Genomic DNA, 17,759 nt, shown 5'->3' with positions numbered 1-17,759 from the left:
CCATGACCTATTGCGCGATCGATTTTGGCACGTCGAACTCTGCCGTCGCCCTGCCCGATGGCCTGCGCATGCGGCTCGCGCCCGTCGAGGGCGACGCGACCACGCTGCCGACCGCCGTCTTCTTCAACACCGACGAAAACGAGCAGTCGTACGGCCGAGCGGCGCTGGAGGCGTACATCGACGGCTTCGACGGCCGTCTGATGCGCTCGATGAAGAGCATCCTCGGCTCGCCGCTCGGGGACAACGTCACCGATCTCGGCGACGGCTCGGCGATCAAATACACCGACGTCATCACGCTGTTCCTCCAGCACCTCAAGCAGAAGGCGCAGGCGGTGGCGCCCGAGCCGCTGACCCGCGCCGTGCTGGGCCGGCCGGTATTTTTCGTCGACGACGACCCGCGCGCCGACCGCATGGCGCAGCAGCAACTCGAAGCGTGCGCGCACGCGGTCGGTTTCCGCGAGATCCACTTTCAGTTCGAACCGATTGCCGCGGCCTTCGACTATGAGGCGCGTCTCACGCAAGAAGGACTCGTGCTCGTCGCGGACATCGGCGGCGGCACGTCGGACTTTTCGCTGGTGCGCGTGGGGCCGGAGCGGGCGCGTCATCTGGATCGCAAGAGCGATGTGCTCGCGCATCACGGCGTTCACGTGGCCGGCACGGATTTCGACCGTCGCGTCGAACTCGCGACGATTCTCCGGCAGCTCGGCTATCAGGCGCTCGATCCGCAGGGCCGCGAAGTGCCGAACCGCGTCTACTTCGACCTCGCGACGTGGCATCTCATCAACACCGTCTACACGCCGAAGCGCGTCGGCGAATTGCAGCTGATGCGCCATCTGTACGTCGATCCGCGTCATCACGACCGGCTGATGCGCGTGGTCGATCGCCGGCTGGGGCACGCGCTCACCGCGCACGCCGAAGAAGCGAAGATCGACGTGTCGGCGGGCGGCGCGACCGAGATCGACATGGAGGAAATCGAGGAGGCGCTGCGCGTGCCGTTCGACGAGCAGCAGTTGATCGAGGCGGGAAAAGACGAAACGCGGCGCATCGTGGAAGCGGCGCTGGAGACGGTGAAGCGCGCGGGCGTCGCCGCCGCGGATGTCGGCGCGGTCTATTTCACCGGGGGCACGACCGGCTTGCGCTTTCTCTCGGACGCGCTCGCGGCGGCGTTCCCGGCCGCGCAGCCGGTGTTCGGCGATCGGCTGGCGAGCGTGGCGACCGGTCTGGGCATTTACGCGCAGCGCGTGTTCGGCTGACGCTCAACCGTTACATTTCGCCTGATGTTTTGCACGGCCCAAAGCAAAAACCCCGCGAATGCGGGGTTTTTTTCGATCGAGCGGGTCTTAGACCGGCTTGATGTTTGCAGCTTGCTTGCCCTTCGGGCCGGTCTTGACTTCGTAGCTGACCTTCTGGTTTTCCTGAAGCGTCTTGAAGCCTTCGATGCGGATTTCCGAGAAGTGCGCGAACAGATCTTCGCCGCCGCCATCCGGGGTGATGAAGCCAAAGCCCTTTGCGTCATTGAACCACTTGACGGTACCGGTTTCCATATTACTTATTCCAAAAAATTTGATGATTAAGGCCGAAGCCAGGGGTGCATGAAAATCAAGGAAGGGGCAATGGGACCAACCGGAGTACCGTGATGGCGAACTACGAAAGAACCACTTCACTCGCCACTTGAAATCCTGCAAGAAGGTTTATACGGCGAAACCATTTCGCGGTCAAATAATATCCGACCAGTCTGAAGGGATTTTTTTGAGACACGATCCGGGCGCGTTCGCCCGCGAGTTTCTCCACTGCCAGCAACCCGCCACGCCGCGCAGAAATGCTGAATTCTGCGCCACCCGGCTGCAATCGAAAGGTGCAACCGTTAAACTACGCGCCTCGTCAAGAGGGGTTGCACCAGCGTCGCCGTGTCGCCGGCATTTCATTCCGGCACCCCGGCGAATGCGGCCGCTTAGCCGTGTTCGACCTCGCGTGCGACGCGAGACATTGGAGAAGATCGTGAAGAGTTCGATACAAAGAAATATCGGGCCGTTGGCGTTGATGCTGACCGGCCTGGGATCCATCATCGGTTCGGGCTGGCTGTTCGGGGCGTGGAAAGCGTCGCAGATCGCCGGGCCGGCCGCCATCTGCGCGTGGGTGATCGGCGCGGTCGTCATTCTGGCCATCGCGCTGACGTACGCCGAACTGGGCGCCATGTTCCCGGAATCGGGCGGCATGGTGCGCTACGCGCGCTACTCGCATGGCGCGCTCGTCGGGTTCATCGCGGCGTGGGCCAACTGGATCGCCATCGTTTCGGTGATTCCCATCGAGGCCGAAGCGTCCATTCAGTACATGAGCACGTGGCCGTACGACTGGGCGCACGCGCTCTTCGTCAACGAGACGCTCACCACGAGCGGGCTCGCGCTGTCCGCGCTGCTCGTCATCATCTACTTCATGCTGAATTACTGGGGCGTGAAGGTGTTCGCGCGGGCGAACACGGCCATCACCATCTTCAAGTTCCTGATTCCCGGCGCGACCATCGCGGGCCTCATCTTCGCCGGCTTTCACTCGGAGAACTTCGGCACCACGTCGAGCTTTGCGCCCTACGGCTGGCCTGCCGTGCTGACGGCGGTTGCGACAAGCGGCATCGTGTTCAGCTTCAACGGTTTCCAGAGCCCGGTGAATCTGGCCGGCGAAGCGCGCAATCCCGCGCGCAGCGTGCCGTTCGCCGTGGTCGGGTCCATTCTGATCGCGCTCGTGATCTACGTGCTGCTTCAGATCGCGTACATCGGCGCGGTGAACCCGAGCGACGTGATGCAGGGCTGGAAGCACTTCCACTTCGCGTCGCCGTTCGCGGAACTGGCGATTGCGCTGAACCTGAACTGGCTCGCCGTGTTGCTGTACATCGACGCATTCGTGAGCCCGAGCGGCACCGGCACCACGTACATGGCGACGACCACGCGCATGATCTACGCGATGGAGCGCAACAACACGATGCCGAAGATGTTCGGCAACGTGCATCCGTTCTACGGCGTGCCGCGTCCGGCCATGTGGTTCAACCTGATCGTCGCGTTCATCTTCATGTTTTTCTTCCGCGGCTGGGGCACGCTCGCGGCGGTCATCTCGGTGGCGACGGTCATTTCATATCTCACCGGTCCGATCAGCCTGATGGCGCTGCGCCGTTCCGCGCCGGATCTCGAACGCCCGCTCAAGCTGCCGATGATGGGCGTGATCGCGCCGTTCGCGTTCGTCTGCGCGTCGCTCGTGCTGTATTGGGCGAAGTGGCCGCTGACGGGCCACATCATTCTGCTGATGGTCGTTGCCTTGCCGGTGTATTTCTACTTTCAGGGCAAGACGGGCTTTGCCGGCTGGGGCCGCGATCTGAAGGCGGCGTGGTGGCTGATCGGCTATCTGCCGTCGATGGCCGTGATGTCGCTCATCGGCAGCAAGCAGTTCGGCGGCAGCGGCCTGTTGCCGTATGGCTGGGATATGGCCGTGGTCGCCGTCATGTCGCTGCTGTATTACTACTGGGGCGTGCACACCGGTTATCGCTCGGACTACCTGGACGAGCGCGAAAGCCGCGACGACATCCTGCACGAAATCGGCGCCTAAAGCGTCACCCGCCGCATTGAAACGAAGCCCGCCTGAACAGGCGGGCTTTGTCGTTTCTAGGCCGGATCAAGCGTCCGCGAAAACGTAGTTGGTCATCGCCAGCGCGCGCTGGAAGGTGCCGAGCGACTGGATGCGCAAGTCGTAATCGTCCGCCGCCGCGCCGAGCGCGCCGAACACGGGCAGCAGATGCTCGTCGGTCGGATGCATCAGCGCGGCGTGCGGCGCGCGGGCGCGATAGTCGAGCAGCGCGTCGATGTCCCGCGCTTTCAGCCGCGACTCGAACCAGTCGGTGAACTCGACCACGCGCGGATCGGCGTCTTCCGGCCGCGCGCCGAAATCGGCCATACGCAGATTGTGCGTGATCTGCCCGGAACCGACGATCATCACGCCGTCATCACGCAGATCGCGCAGCGCCCGGCCGACGCGAAAGTGATGCGCGGCGTCGAGGCGCGGCTGGATGGAGAGTTGCGCGACCGGCACGTCGGCGTCCGGAAACATCAGCAGCAGCGGCACCCACGCGCCGTGGTCGAGTCCGTGGACCGTCGTTGCGCTCGGCACGCCGTGAGCGCCGAGCAACGCGGCGGCGCGCTCGGCGACATCCGGCGCGCCGGGCGCTGGATAGCGCAGCTCGTACAGCGCGGGCGGAAAGCCGTAGAAATCGTGGATGGTGTCGGGCCGCGCGGCGACGCTCGCCACGGGCTGCGCCGTGCCCCAATGCGCGGACAGTACGAGAATCGCGCGAGGCTTCGGCAGCGTGGCGGCGAGCGCGGCGAACTCGGCGGAAGGCATGGCCGGGTCGATCGGCAGCGTGGGCGCTCCGTGGGAGATGAAGACAGTCGGGAGTCGGCTCATGGCAGCAGCCTCGGAAGATGTGATGCCACGAATGTATAGCCAACCGCAAGGAAGATAAACGGCGGCCGAGGCAACGGATTATGTCCGCGCCGTTGGCAATCAGTCGCTTGCGCCGCCCATGCCCGACCACGCGGCCGCGCTCGGCTGCGCCATCCCGAACAGGTCGATGACGCGCGCCACGGTGTAATCGACCATTTCGTCGATGCTCGCGGGCTTGTGATAAAACGCCGGCAGCGGCGGAAAGACGATGCCGCCCATCTCGGTGACGGCCGTCATGTTGCGCAGATGCGCGAGATTGAACGGCGTTTCGCGCACGAGCAGCACGAGCCGGCGGCGCTCTTTGAGCACGACATCGGCGGCGCGGGTGACGAGATTGTCGGAGAGACCGTGCGCGATGCTCGCGAGCGTGCGCATCGAGCAGGGCGCGACGATCATGCCGTCCGTCGCGAACGAACCGGAGGCGATGCTCGCGCCGACATCGCGCACGCTATGCACGACGTCCGCGAGCGCGTTGACGGCGGCTTTGTCGAGATCGAGTTCGTGCTGGACGTTGAGCCAGCCCGCGCTCGACACGAGCAAATGCGTCTCGACGCCGCCCAGCCGGCGCAGCGTCTCGAGCAGACGCACGCCGTAGATGGCGCCCGTTGCTCCGGTAATCGCGACGATCAGCCGTCGCTTGGCGGCAGCGGGCGCACTCACTTGCGATACGGCTTTAAGCGGCGGCGAAAAGCTGCTGCAATTCGCCCGACTGATACATCTCCATCATGATGTCCGAGCCGCCGATGAACTCGCCCTTCACGTAAAGCTGCGGAATGGTCGGCCAGTTGGAAAATTCCTTGATGCCCTGGCGGATGGCGTCGTCTTCGAGGACGTTCACCGTCATGATCTGGTCGACGCCGCACGCCTTCAGCACCTGAATGGCGCGGCCCGAGAAGCCGCACATCGGGAATTGCGCGGTGCCTTTCATGAAAAGGACCACCGGATGTTGATCGACGATCTGCTTGATGCGTTCTTGCGTTTCCATGGCGTTCCTGCGCGTGAATGTCGGATGTTTCGGAAGAAGCTGATGAGTCTTGAAATGATAGCGGATTTCGCCTGGCCGGGCTTTCACTCAGGCCGGCGCGAGACCGCCGCTAATTCGTTCGATGTCCGCGAGATCGCGCAACGAACGCACGGCGGTGAAGCCGCGTTCGGACAATAACTGGCGCACGGCTTCGGCCTGATCGTAGCCGTGCTCGATCCACAGGGCGCCGGTGGGCGCGAGCAGCAAAGGCGCTGTCTCGACGATGACGCGGATCGCCGAAAGTCCGTCGGCCTCGTCGGTGAGCGCGCCGCGCGGCTCGAAGCGCAGGTCGCCTTGCGCGAGATGCGGGTCGTCACATGCGATATACGGCGGATTACTGACGATCGCGTCGAAGCGCACCGATGCATCGACGCTCGCAGTCCAGTCGCTTTCGATGAACGTGATCGCGCCGCCCGCGCGTGCCGAATCCAGCAGCCGATCGGCGTTGCGCCGGGCGACATCGAGCGCGGCGGGCGACCGATCCACGGCAAAGACGCGCGCATCGGGCCGCGCGTGGGCGATCGCGATGGCGATGGCGCCGGTTCCGGTGCCGAGATCGAGCACGCGGGCATTCGGCGTCCCGGCGATGGCATCGAGCGCCGTTTCGACGAGCAATTCGGTTTCCGGGCGCGGAATGAGCACGTCGGGCGTCACGTCGAAGTCGAGTCCGAAGAACTCGCGCTTGCCGGTCAGTTGTGCGATCGGTTCGCCCGCGCCGCGCCGCGCCGCGAGCGCTTCGAACCGCGCGACGGCCGTAGCATCGAGCGTATCCGTATCGCGCGTAATCAGCTCGGTGCGCCGCCAGCCCAGCACATGCGTCAGCAGCACGCGCGTCTCCAGCGCCGGCAGCGGCGAGGCGCGCAGCAAGTCCGCCGCGGTCGTCACTCCGCTTCCCCGAGCGCCGCGAGCAGTTCCGCCTGATGCTCGGACACGAGCGCGCCGATCAGTTCGTCCAGATCGCCGTCCATGATGTATTCGAGCTTGTAGAGCGTCAAATTGATGCGGTGATCCGTCATGCGCCCTTGCGGGAAGTTGTACGTGCGAATGCGCTCCGAGCGGTCGCCCGAACCGATCAGGCTCTTGCGCGTCGCGGCTTCCTTCGCGTGCTGCTCGTGATACTGCTTGTCCTTGATGCGCGCGGCGAGCACCTTCAGCGCGCGATCCTTGTTCTTGTGCTGCGAGCGGTCGTCCTGACATTCGACGACGATGCCCGTCGGCAAGTGCGTGACGCGCACGGCCGAATCCGTCTTGTTGATGTGCTGCCCGCCCGCGCCCGACGCGCGGAAGGTGTCGATACGCAAATCCGCAGGATTGATGACGACTTCGCTGATTTCATCGGCTTCGGGCATGACCGCGACCGTGCAGGCGGACGTGTGAATGCGCCCCTGCGTTTCGGTCGCCGGAACGCGCTGCACGCGATGCCCGCCCGATTCGAACTTGAGCCGCGAATACGCGCCTTGTCCCGCGATCCGCACGATCACTTCCTTGTAGCCGCCGAGATCGGAAACGCTTTCCGACATCGTCTCGGCGGTCCAGCGGTTGCGCTCCGCGTAGCGCAGATACATGCGCAGCAGGTCGCCGGCGAAAAGCGCCGATTCGTCGCCGCCCGTGCCCGCGCGGATTTCGATGAAGATATTGCGTTCGTCGTTCGGATCCTTCGGCAGCAGCATCGTCTGCAGATCGCTTTCGATTTTCGCCATGCGCTCGCGAGCCTCGCCGATTTCCTCTTCGGCGAAATCGCGCATCGAAGGGTCGGCGAGCAGATCCTGCGCGGTGGCTTCGTCGGTGAGCGCCTGACGCCAGAGCGCGTACTGCTCGACGATCGGGCTGATTTCCGCGTGCTCACGCGTGAGCTTGCGGTACTGGTCCATGTCGGACGTCACGTCTTCACGGCTCAGCAGTTCGTTGAGATCGACCTGCCGTTTTGCAAGCTGGTCGAGCTTGCTTTGCATGCTGGTTTTCATCGGGCGGGAATGACGCGCTCGGGCGTCAGGAAAAACTGCAATCGGAGAAGCCGCCGCGCCTAAGACGCGGAGCATTTGAGAATAGCAAAGAGACGGCCGCTAACGGCCCGACGAATCGCTGCCGGCGCCGCCGTGTCGGTAGAAGCCGCTCATCAGGTCGATGAGCTGGTCGCGCTCTTCGCGGCTCGCGCGGTTGAGCGCGTGCGTGGGGCCGTGAATGAGCTTGTTCGTGAGGGCTTGCGACAGCGCTTCGAGCACGGCGGCGGGATCGTCGCCACGCGCGAGCATCTTGCGGGCGCGTTCGACTTCGGCGCGGCGCAGCGCGTCGGCCTGCGTGTGCATGTGGCGGATGACCGGCACGATGCTGCGCGCATCCAGCCACTGCATGAAATTGGCGACACGCGTTTCGATGATCGCTTCGGCCTGCGCGACCGCCGCTTGCCGCGACGCATTGCCTTCGCGGACGATGGCGCCGAGGTCATCGACGGTATAGAGGAAGACGTCCTGCAGATTGCCGACTTCCGGCTCGATATCGCGCGGCACGGCGAGATCGACCATAAAAATGGGCCGATGCCGCCGCGCGCGCACCGCGCGCTCGACCGCGCCGAGACCGATGATAGGCAGCGTGGACGCCGTGCACGACACGATGATGTCGAACTCGTGCATGCGCGTGGGCAGTTCCGAGAGCGGAATCGCGCGGCCGTTGAAACGCTCCGCGAGCTTTTCGCCGCGTTCGGCGGTGCGGTTCGCGACGACCAGTTCGCGCGGATTCTGCGCGGCGAAGTGTGTCGCGCAAAGCTCGATCATCTCGCCCGCGCCGATGAACAGCACGCGCTGGCTCGAGATGTCTTCGAAGATGCGCTCGGCGAGACGCACGGCGGCAGCGGCCATCGACACGGACTGCGCGCCGATTTCGGTCGTCGAGCGCACTTCCTTCGCGACCGCGAACGTCCGCTGGAAAAGCTGGTTCAGATACGTGCCGAGCGCGCCCGCTTCCGACGCGGTGCGCACGGCGTCCTTCATCTGGCCGACGATCTGCGTTTCGCCGAGCACCATCGAATCCAGCCCGGACGCGACGCGAAAGGCGTGGCGCACGGCTTCCGATTGCGGCAGCGCGTAGACGTGCGGCGCGAGCTCGGAGACCGGCAGATTGTGATACTTCGACAGCCACTGGATGGCGGCGTCGCGCGCGGCGGTGTCGTCCGTCGCGCAGTAGAGTTCGGTGCGGTTGCAGGTGGACAGAATGGCCGCTTCGGGCGACGCCTTCGCGAGCGGGCCGAGCCAGACGTCCTTCAGCGCGGAAAGGGCGGGCTTGAGCTGTTCGAGCGGAAACGCCACGCGTTCGCGCAAGGCGACAGGCGCAGTGTGGTGGTTGATTCCGATCGTGAGGAGCTGCATGTAGTTATGCGTTGGCCCTAAGCCGTTGGCCTTTCAGATAGCCCAATATTATAGCGTTTTAGGAATTCGTTCATTTATAGGCGGCATTCGGGGACGGACCGCGGACGGCAGCGCGAGGCTCGCGGAAAATGTCGGCGTTATCCGGCGCGACAATCGACCGCAGTGGACGCTTACTCGAAGTATTGCGCGAGTTCGGCGGCGCGCGCTTCTAGTTCGGGAAGCGGCATGGCGTGCGTCTCTGCGGCGGCTTGGCGATTGCGCTGGGCGGCAGCGATCGCGTCCTGGCGCGACGTGGCGTCGTGATGCAGATGGAACAACGCGGCCCGCGATTCGGGAATGGAATGCCAGCGCACGCCGAGGCGCGTCGCACGCGTGAGCAGGTCGTCGTCCTCGCCGCCCCAACCGGTGAAGCGCGGATCGTAACCGCCGACGCGCATGTATTCGGACCGCTTCATCAGCACGATGGCGCCCGGCGTATTTTCGTAGAGCACTTCCATTCCGTCGGGCAAATCCGATTCCAAATATTTTTCCAGTGCCGCGTAATTCGCGGACCGAATAAAGTCGCTTCGATAATCGCCGGTGATATTAATGACGCGAAGAAATGGACATAACGCATCGCTCGCGTTTCCGTCTTTCAATGAATTGAGGCTGAGCGGCAGGTATTCCGGATTGGCGATCATATCGGCGTCGTGGAAACAGATGATATTGCCGGTGCATAAACGCGCGCCGAGATTACACAGTTTTGCTTTCGGAAAAGGTCCGTCGTCGTGAATGAAGATATGGCGGATTTTCTCGTCGCCGAAACCCGACCAGTGAAAGGTTGGCGTCGCGTCCGCTTCGATCAGATAGAGCACGTAATCGCGGTAAGTCAGGTCGAGATGGCGCAGCACGCCGCGCAGGTTCTCCCGCCGCTCCTGCGTCGCGCCGCGGTAAGTCATAATTATTTCGAGACCACCGAGAGATATCGGCTTGTTTTCACTCATGATGCTTCTAACCGTTGATGACCAATCGGCCTTGCAATTCGCACGGCCGGACTGGTTGAAAGAAATGCCGGGCGTATTGATCGATGCAAAGTCGCTGAGTTGATCGCCCTGAATGTATTTCGGAGTTTAGCACTCGCGCGTCGTTTCATTTTTAGGCATATTCGCAGAAACAAATCGCGAAATTGAATGGATATGCGGCCGTCCGAGGGCGCTTGCCTTCGCCAACCCGGCCCCCTAAACTCGTTCGCTTACGTCCGGCGCCGCGCGCCGTTTTCCATCTTTAGAGCAGTGGAGCAGCGTCCCGATGAGCTGGATCGGCTTGGTTTTTCTCGGCGCGGTTATCGGCGTGGCAGGCTGGTGGCTGCATCCGCTGCGGCGGGCGGGGCGCGTCGGTCGGGGCGCGGCAGGTCGCGTGTGGGCCGCAATCGTCGCGGGCATCATTGCCACCGTGGTTGCGCGCATGTTCGGCAATGTCATCGATATTTATCACGATGGCGAGACGCTCGAATGGTTCGCGTGCACGCTCTTCGCGCTCATCGCCGTGACGGCGACCGTCGGACTGGCCGCGCGCCGCTAAAGCTTTCGCATCTTAATTCGCCACTTTCGGCAGGTGATTCATGAACGACCGCATCGCACATTCCGCTGTTCCCGATCCTTCGACATTCGCCGCGCGCGTCGAAACGCTTCGCAGCCGAATGGCAGCGGAGCGCATCGACGCCGTTCTCATTCCGTCCGCCGATCCTCACCTTTCCGAATATCTGCCCGAGCGCTGGCAGGGCCGCCAATGGCTGTCGGGTTTCACCGGCTCGGTCGGCACGCTCGTCGTGACGAAAGACTTCGCGGGCGTCTGGGTCGATAGCCGCTATTGGACGCAGGCGGAAGCGCAACTCGCCGGCACCGGCATCTTGCTCATGAAGATGATGGGCGGGCAGCAGACCGCGCCGCACGTCGAATGGCTCGCGGAGAACGTGCCGTCGGGCGGGGTCGTCGCGGTGGATGGCGCGGTGCTCGGCGTCGCGGCGGCGCGCACGCTGGCCGATGCGCTGACGGCGCGCGGCATCACGCTTCGGACGGACGTGGACGTGCTCGAATCCGTCTGGCCCGAGCGGCCCGGCCTGCCGGATGCGCCGGTGTACGAACACGCCGCGCCGCACGCGAGCGTCGGCCGCGCCGAAAAGCTCGCGCATATCCGCGAAGCCATGCGCGGCAAGGGCGCGCAGTGGCATTTCATTTCGACGCTCGACGATCTGGCGTGGCTCTTCAATCTGCGCGGCGCGGATGTCAGCTACAACCCGGTGTTCGTCGCGCATGCGCTGGTCGGTCTGGACGACGCCACGCTTTTCGTCGCCGAAGGCAAGGTGCCCGACGCGCTGAAGGCGGCGCTCGTCCGCGACAACGTGCGCGTCGCTCCGTACGCGGACGCAATGCAGGCGCTCGCCTCGTTGCCGGCCGGCTCGACGCTGCTCATCGATCCGCGCCGCATCACGCACGGCCTGCTGGAGAAGGTGCCGTCGGCGGTGAATATCGTCGAAGCGGTGAATCCGTCGACGTTTGCGAAATCGCGCAAGACGGCGGCGGAGGCCGAGCATATTCGCGCGACGATGGAGCAGGACGGCGCGGCGCTCGCCGAATTCTTCGCGTGGTTCGAAGACGCGCTGGGCCGCGAGCGCATCACGGAGTTGACCATCGACGAGAAGCTCACGGCGGCGCGCGCACGGCGGCCGGGCTTCGTCACGTTGAGCTTCGGCACGATCGCGGGTTTCAACGCGAATGGCGCGATGCCGCATTATCGCGCGACGGAGGCGTCGCATTCCGTGATCCAAGGCAACGGACTGCTGTTGATCGATTCCGGCGGTCAGTATGTAAGCGGCACGACGGACATCACGCGCGTGGTGCCCGTGGGCGAGATCACGCCCGAGCACAAGCGCGATTTCACGACGGTACTCAAAGGCACGATTGCGCTTTCGCGCGCGCGCTTTCCGCGCGGCATTCGCTCGCCGATGCTGGATTCGATCGCCCGCGCGCCGATCTGGGAAGCGGGCGCGGACTACGGCCACGGCACGGGCCACGGCGTCGGCTACTTCCTGAACGTGCACGAAGGACCGCAAGTCATCTCGCACTACGCGCCCGCCGAGCCGTGGACGGCCATGGAAGAGGGCATGATCACGTCGATCGAGCCGGGCATCTATCGGCCGGGCAAGTGGGGCATCCGCATCGAAAACCTCGTGCTGAACCAGAGCGCGGGCAAAACCGAATTCGGCGATTTCCTCTCGTTCGAAACACTGACGCTATGCCCGATCGACACGCGCTGCATCGACATGTCGCTCATGCGCGAAGACGAACGCGCGTGGCTCAACGCGTATCACGAGACGGTGCGGCGGCGCGTGTCGCCGCATGTGGAGGGCGCGGCGAAGGCGTGGCTCCTCAAACGGACCGAGGCCATTTGATATGGGCAAAGAAACCGCGGTGATCGTGATCGACGTGCAGAACATGTTTTTCGGCGGCGCGAAGCCTGCGCATCGCGCAGCCGAGGTGATCGATGGCATCAACCGGCTGACGGCGACGGCGCGCCGGTCGGAGGCGCCGGTCTTCATCGTGCAGCACGAGAGCGACGCAAACGGCCCGCTCGCGCGTGAGAGCGACGCGTGGCAGTTGCCTTTGTCGCTCGCGCGCGAAGCGGGTGACGCGTCAATCTACAAAACGGTCGGCGATTCGTTTCAGGGCACGCCGCTCGAACAGCGTCTTCGCGAGCGCGGCATCGAAAGCGTCGTGCTGTGCGGTTACGCGACGGAGTTCTGCGTGAACGCCACCGCGCGCCGCGCCGAATTGCTCGGTTTTCGCACGGTTGTCGCGGCGGATCTGCATACGACCGCGGACAAGCCGCATCTCGACGCCGCGAAGATCGTCGAGCATCAGAACTTCGTCTGGACACATTCGTCGATGTCCGGCAACGGCGTCAGCGTTCTGCCTTCCGCCGAGATCCTGCAAAAGGAGTTCGCATGACCATCAAAGCAGTCGTGTTCGATTTCGGCGGCGTGCTGATCGACTGGAATCGGGAATATCTGTACAAGCAGTTGATCCCCGACGAAGCCGAGCGCCGCTGGTTTCTGGACAACGTCTGCAAGATGGAATGGGTCGTGCAGCAGGACGGCGGGCAAAGCATGGAAGAGGGCACGGCCGAACTCGTCGCGCAGTACCCGGAGCACGAGCCGCTGATCCGCGCGTTCTATGCGCGCTGGCACGAAATGGTGGCGGGCGTGCTGGAAGAAGGCGTGGCGCTCGTCGACCGGCTCGATGCCGCAGGCGTGCCGCTTTTCGGGCTGACGAACTGGTCGGCGGAGACGTTCCCGTACGCGTGGGAACGCTTCGACGTGCTGCGGCGCTTCAAGGAAATCGTGGTGTCGGGGCGCGTGGGGCTGGTGAAGCCCGATCCGCAGATTTTCGCGTTGATGCGCGCGGAAATCGAAAAGCATCTGCCGGCCATCCAGCCGCATGAGCTCGTTTTCATCGACGACAACGCGGCCAACGCGCAAGCCGCGACGGATCTCGGCTGGCACGGCGTGCATCACACCGGCGCGCAGGAAACGGAAGCGAAGCTGCGCGCGCTGGGCGTTCCCGTCTAACCCAATCCCGCTCCGAGCGAAGCAAACGGCGGCGCGCTACTGCCCCAGCAGGTTCTTCAGCGCGTTGCCGATTCCCTTCACCGTTTCGCCCGCGCCCTTCGCCACGCCTTCGGCGCTCACGCCGAGCGCCTTCGCGAAGCCGGCCGCGAGCTTCTTCGACAGACTCTCTGAGAGCGAGAACTTCGGATCGCGCAAATCGCCTTCGAGCACGAAATCCAGCTTGATTTCCTGCTTGCGGTCCTTCAGCGCGGCGATCGCTGCTTTCGTCGGAATGGAGAGAAAAGTGTCGAGCGGACTGTCGCCGTCGCTGATCTGCAAGTGATTCAGCGTGAGCGTTCCCGGCGCGTGGATGCGGTAATCGCGGACGTTCGCGTCGATGGTCATGTCGATGGTCCCGCCCGTCACCGCGGCCTTCGCGCCGGCTTTCTTCAGCAGGTACGGATCGAGCGTCGAAATATCGACGCTGCGCAGCATTGCGTGCGTTTGCGAATCCTTGTTCGCGATGACCATCCAGCCGCCCCACGAAATGGCGCCGGTGTGCGACGGACCTTTGATCGAGCCGTTCATCGACAGCGCGGTGCGGTCGGTCAGCGCGGGCAGATGCAAATGGTCGATGGTCGCGCGCGCGTCGCTGATCAGCACGCGATACGGCGGCTGCCGAACGGAGGCATCGAAGAACTCCATCGCGCCGCGCTCGAACGACACGCGGTCGATCAGCTTCTCTTCCTCCGCGTGTTGGGCGGCTTTGTCGCCGGGCTTCGCGTCGGCTTCGCGCGCCGTTTCCTTGAGGCCCGGCAGCACGCGCACGCGGCCATCGGCGGAACGGGCGATCGAAAGGTAATAGTTGTCGACGCTGACATCGCGCAAATGAACGCGGTTCGACAGTGCCGCGCGCATGTCCACGTCGAGCACGATGCGCTCGGCGCGTAACGCGTCGCTTGTCGGCCAGTCATGCGGGCCGCGCAGCCGCACGCGCGAGAGCGTGATGTGTCCGAAGCCGACATCGATCTCATCGACGGAACCGTTCGGCCCGAGCGTCTCGCGAATGCGCTCCTTCATTTGATGCGCGACGAAGAACCAGCCGCCGACCGCCACGACGACGAGCGCCGCGACGATTCCCATTGCCCACCGCGCTCCCCGCTGCGCGCGCCGTCCCGCCATCTGATGCGTCTCCATTTTTGGGCGTTATCGTGCCGCCAAAAACAGAAATGGCGACGGTCGCTAGACGGTCGCCATTTTCGGAGCCGATGTCGGTGCGCGCGCCCGCATTAGGCGCGCTTTGCCGCTTATCGCATGATTAGCGCGTGATCGGCTTGTACCGCAGACGCTTCGGCTTCGCGGCTTCCTCGCCCAGACGCTTGCGCTTGTCGGCCTCGTATTCCTGATAGTTGCCGTCGAAGAATTCGACGTGCGATTCGCCTTCGAACGCGAGAATGTGCGTCGCGATGCGGTCCAGGAACCAGCGGTCGTGCGAGATGACCATGACCGAGCCGGCGAATTCGAGCAGCGCGTCTTCGAGCGCGCGCAGCGTTTCGACGTCGAGGTCGTTCGACGGCTCGTCCAGCAGCAGCACGTTGCCGCCCGCGATCAGCGTCTTGGCGAGATGCAGCCGCCCGCGCTCGCCGCCCGACAAGTTGCCGACCAGCTTCTGCTGATCGCTGCCTTTGAAGTTGAACCGGCCGATATACGCACGCGACGGCGTTTCGTACTTGCCGACCGTCAGCACATCCGCGCCGCCGGAGATTTCCTCGAAGACGGTCTTGTCGGCGGCGAGCGCGTCGCGGCTCTGATCGACATAGGCCAGCTTGACGGTCGGCCCCATGATGATTTCGCCCGAATCCGGCTGCTCGCGGCCGGTCAACATGCGGAACAGCGTCGATTTACCCGCGCCGTTCGGCCCGATGATGCCGACGATCGCGCCCGCCGGAATCTTCATGCTCAGGTTGTCGATGAGCAGACGATCGCCGTACGCCTTGCTCACGTTCTTGAACTCGATGACCTCGTTGCCGAGCCGGTCGCCGACCGGAATGAAGATTTCCTGCGTCTCGTTGCGCTTCTGGTATTCCTGGCTATTGAGTTCCTCGAACCGCGCGATACGCGCCTTCGACTTCGCCTGGCGTCCCTTCGGGTTCTGGCGCACCCACTCCAGTTCCTTCTTGATGGCCTTCTGGCGCGCGGATTCGCTCGCTTCTTCCTGCTTGAGGCGCTCTTCCTTCTGATCGAGCCAGCTCGAATAGTTGCCTTTCCACGGAATGCCGTGGCCGCGGTCGAGTTCGAGAATCCATTCGGCGGCGTTGTCGAGGAAGTAGCGATCGTGCGTGACGGCGACGACGGTGCCGGGATAGCGCGTGAGGAACTGTTCGAGCCATTCGACCGATTCCGCGTCGAGGTGGTTGGTCGGCTCGTCGAGCAGCAGCATGTCGGGCTTTTGCAGCAGGAGCTTGCACAGCGCGACGCGGCGCTTTTCGCCGCCCGACAGATGTTCGATCTTCGCGTCCCACGCGGGCAGGCGCAGCGCGTCGGCGGCGACTTCGAGCTGCTGCTCGGGACTGCCGCCGTCGCTCGTCGCGAGAATGGCTTCGTACTTCGCCTGCTCGGCGGCGAGCTTGTCGAAGTCGGCGTCGGGCTCGGCGTACGCGGCGTAGATTTCGTCGAGCTTCTTTTGTGCCTGGAACACATCGCCGAGACCTTCTTCCACGGCCTGACGCACCGTTTGCTGCGGATCGAGCTGCGGCTCCTGCGGCAGATAGCCGATGTTGAGATTGGGCATCGGCTGCGCTTCGCCTTCGATGTCCTTATCGACGCCCGCCATGATCCGGATGAGCGTGGACTTGCCCGAACCGTTCAGCCCGAGCAGACCGATCTTCGCGCCGGGAAAGAACGAGAGGGAGATGTCTTTCAGAATCTGACGCTTCGGCGGCACGATCTTGCCGACGCGGTTCATGGTGAAGACGTATTGGGCCATTTGGATGGGTGCGATGTATGTGTTGATCGAAGTTGGGGCGTCGCGCACGGGGCAATCGGCGCGTGCGCGATGCTTCCTTGCTCTGTGGCGATCCGGGCGTGAACAGGTTGTGATTGTACTGCGCGGGCGTTCGTCGAGCCGGGCCACTCACGTTCCGCGTGTTGGCGGCGGTTCTCTTGTCTGACGCAATGCAGGATGATATCGGCTCGGTCATGACCCAGCTCTTGACGGACGCCTTCATCGTTCTACTTCACATGCATCACTCCAACGAACCTCTCTCGCATGATCTACCACCTCTACTCACTTTGCGCGTTTTCGAGTCGGTGGCGCGGCATTTAAGCTTTGTTCGCGCCGCTAGCGAACTTGCTGTCTCGCAAAGCGCCGTAAGCCACCAGATCCACAAGCTGGAGCACCACCTGGGCGCGTCGCTTTTCGTGCGCCGGACACGCTCTATCGAATTGACGCCCGATGGCAGCATCTACTACTCGAAGATACGTCGGGCGCTCGAATGGATCGCCGAGGGAACGCGCGAGATGCGCAATAAGCGAGAGTCGCGCGCGCTTCTGCGGGTCAGTCTGCTGTCGTCATTTGCGACGCACTGGCTGGCTCCGCGGCTAGCGGACTTCAGCGCCATGTATCCAGAGATTAATCTTCAACTACTGCCGTCGATCGAGCTGGCAAACGTAGGCGAGGGGGGGCCGGATGTCGCAATCCGTTACGGTGAGGGCGACTGGAAGAACGTCACCGCATCGCTGCTCATGGCGGAGCGCTTGTCACCGGTCTGCAGTCCGGCTTTTCTCGCGGCGCACGGGCCGTTTCTAGATGCTTCGACCATCAGGAAGGGACCGCTGCTTCTGTCCTACGCACAACGTCACTTCGAATGGGAGGCATGGAGCGTCCGCTTTGGATGTGATCTGTCAGGGGTTCCGAGAATTATGCTGCACGATTACAACATTGTGCTTGAAGCTGCTGCTTCTGGGCACGGAATTGCGATGGGCCGCCACCGCTTGATTGAAAGGCGGCTCACTGCGCGGACGCTCGTCGAAGCGGTTCCCGGTTCAGTCTACGAAGGAAGGATCGGCTATTGGCTGGTCACGGCCGAACGTTCGGCGGATGCCACGATCGAGCGATTCGTCGACTGGATAAGGCACGCCGCTGCGGCAGCCGTGCAACGTCGTGACGGATGAGTTATTTCGATAGGTAGGCCGCAAACGTTTGATTGGTCAGCGGTGTAGATGTTAGATAGGATCACTACCAGTTTGGGATTGCAAGTTCGAACCTGACATGCTCTGGAGCGAAGGCGATCGGTGTCGAAGCGCG

General features: G+C 63.6%; 17 protein-coding genes. 7 read left to right on the top strand and 10 right to left on the bottom strand.

Annotation, left to right across the window (positions count from 1 at the left end; translation table 11 throughout):
• Positions 1-2: 2 nt before the first annotated feature.
• Positions 3-1,253, top strand: a complete 1,251-nt coding sequence (locus NCR34_RS12320; RefSeq protein WP_248320584.1) for an Hsp70 family protein — start codon at positions 3-5, stop codon at positions 1,251-1,253.
• Between the two features lie 87 nt (positions 1,254-1,340).
• Here NCR34_RS12320 and NCR34_RS12315 read toward each other — a convergent pair whose 3' ends face one another.
• Entirely contained in the window at positions 1,341-1,544 is a 204-nt protein-coding gene (locus tag NCR34_RS12315) for a cold-shock protein (protein WP_007000074.1), read from the bottom strand.
• Between the two features lie 454 nt (positions 1,545-1,998).
• On the opposite strand from NCR34_RS12315, the gene NCR34_RS12310 reads away from it, so the two are divergent.
• Positions 1,999-3,591, top strand: a complete 1,593-nt coding sequence (locus NCR34_RS12310) for an APC family permease (RefSeq protein WP_248320583.1) — start codon at positions 1,999-2,001, stop codon at positions 3,589-3,591.
• Positions 3,592-3,657: 66 nt separating this feature from the next.
• Here NCR34_RS12310 and NCR34_RS12305 read toward each other — a convergent pair whose 3' ends face one another.
• The 7 genes from NCR34_RS12305 to NCR34_RS12275 form a co-directional block, all read right to left on the bottom strand.
• The gene (locus NCR34_RS12305) at positions 3,658-4,443 is read right to left on the bottom strand and encodes a DODA-type extradiol aromatic ring-opening family dioxygenase (RefSeq protein ID WP_248320582.1); all 786 of its coding nucleotides are present in this window, start codon (positions 4,441-4,443) and stop codon (positions 3,658-3,660) included.
• Between the two features lie 99 nt (positions 4,444-4,542).
• Positions 4,543-5,142, bottom strand: coding sequence for a UbiX family flavin prenyltransferase (locus tag NCR34_RS12300; protein WP_248320581.1), 600 nt, complete (start codon positions 5,140-5,142; stop codon positions 4,543-4,545).
• Between the two features lie 13 nt (positions 5,143-5,155).
• Positions 5,156-5,467 (bottom strand): Grx4 family monothiol glutaredoxin, encoded by a 312-nt coding sequence (grxD, locus tag NCR34_RS12295; protein ID WP_175946598.1) that lies wholly within the window; start codon positions 5,465-5,467, stop codon positions 5,156-5,158.
• Positions 5,468-5,554: 87 nt separating this feature from the next.
• Positions 5,555-6,391, bottom strand: a complete 837-nt coding sequence (gene prmC, locus NCR34_RS12290) for a peptide chain release factor N(5)-glutamine methyltransferase (RefSeq protein ID WP_248320580.1) — start codon at positions 6,389-6,391, stop codon at positions 5,555-5,557.
• Positions 6,388-7,470: a peptide chain release factor 1 gene (gene prfA / locus NCR34_RS12285; protein WP_206467097.1), complete on the bottom strand. Its 1,083-nt coding sequence runs from the start codon at positions 7,468-7,470 to the stop codon at positions 6,388-6,390. Before prfA ends, prmC begins: the two co-directional genes overlap by 4 nt.
• A gap of 99 nt (positions 7,471-7,569) precedes the next feature.
• Positions 7,570-8,868, bottom strand: coding sequence for a glutamyl-tRNA reductase (gene hemA / locus NCR34_RS12280; protein WP_248320579.1), 1,299 nt, complete (start codon positions 8,866-8,868; stop codon positions 7,570-7,572).
• A 170-nt stretch (positions 8,869-9,038) separates the two neighbouring features.
• Positions 9,039-9,851 (bottom strand): glycosyltransferase family 2 protein, encoded by an 813-nt coding sequence (locus NCR34_RS12275; protein ID WP_250500051.1) that lies wholly within the window; start codon positions 9,849-9,851, stop codon positions 9,039-9,041.
• A 304-nt stretch (positions 9,852-10,155) separates the two neighbouring features.
• On the opposite strand from NCR34_RS12275, the gene NCR34_RS12270 reads away from it, so the two are divergent.
• The 4 genes from NCR34_RS12270 to NCR34_RS12255 are packed head-to-tail and all read left to right on the top strand — an operon-like array spanning position 10,156 to position 13,474.
• Entirely contained in the window at positions 10,156-10,428 is a 273-nt protein-coding gene (locus tag NCR34_RS12270) for a hypothetical protein (protein ID WP_248320577.1), read from the top strand.
• A gap of 40 nt (positions 10,429-10,468) precedes the next feature.
• Positions 10,469-12,298, top strand: a complete 1,830-nt coding sequence (locus NCR34_RS12265) for an aminopeptidase P family protein (protein ID WP_248320576.1) — start codon at positions 10,469-10,471, stop codon at positions 12,296-12,298.
• Between the two features lies 1 nt (position 12,299).
• Positions 12,300-12,854 carry a cysteine hydrolase family protein gene (locus NCR34_RS12260; protein ID WP_248320575.1) on the top strand — a complete coding sequence of 185 codons (555 nt, stop codon included), beginning with the start codon at positions 12,300-12,302 and terminating at the stop codon, positions 12,852-12,854.
• On the top strand, positions 12,851-13,474 hold the full coding sequence (locus NCR34_RS12255) for an HAD family hydrolase (protein ID WP_248320574.1): 624 nt from the start codon (positions 12,851-12,853) through the stop codon (positions 13,472-13,474). The genes NCR34_RS12260 and NCR34_RS12255 overlap by 4 nt, the downstream gene beginning before the upstream one ends.
• Positions 13,475-13,510: 36 nt before the next feature.
• Here the strand turns inward: NCR34_RS12255 and NCR34_RS12250 are convergent, their stop codons facing one another.
• The gene (locus NCR34_RS12250) at positions 13,511-14,635 is read right to left on the bottom strand and encodes a DUF748 domain-containing protein (RefSeq protein WP_248322348.1); all 1,125 of its coding nucleotides are present in this window, start codon (positions 14,633-14,635) and stop codon (positions 13,511-13,513) included.
• A gap of 136 nt (positions 14,636-14,771) precedes the next feature.
• Positions 14,772-16,439, bottom strand: a complete 1,668-nt coding sequence (gene ettA / locus NCR34_RS12245; protein WP_206467091.1) for an energy-dependent translational throttle protein EttA — start codon at positions 16,437-16,439, stop codon at positions 14,772-14,774.
• Between the two features lie 176 nt (positions 16,440-16,615).
• Between ettA and NCR34_RS12240 the strand changes: the two genes are divergently transcribed.
• Positions 16,616-17,626: a LysR substrate-binding domain-containing protein gene (locus NCR34_RS12240; RefSeq protein WP_248320573.1), complete on the top strand. Its 1,011-nt coding sequence runs from the start codon at positions 16,616-16,618 to the stop codon at positions 17,624-17,626.
• The last annotated feature ends 133 nt before the right edge of the window (positions 17,627-17,759 follow it).

The organism is Caballeronia sp. GAWG1-5s-s (assembly GCF_023631445.1).
In the GTDB taxonomy this organism is placed as follows: domain Bacteria; phylum Pseudomonadota; class Gammaproteobacteria; order Burkholderiales; family Burkholderiaceae; genus Caballeronia.
This window is presented reverse-complemented; position numbering and strand designations above follow the sequence as displayed.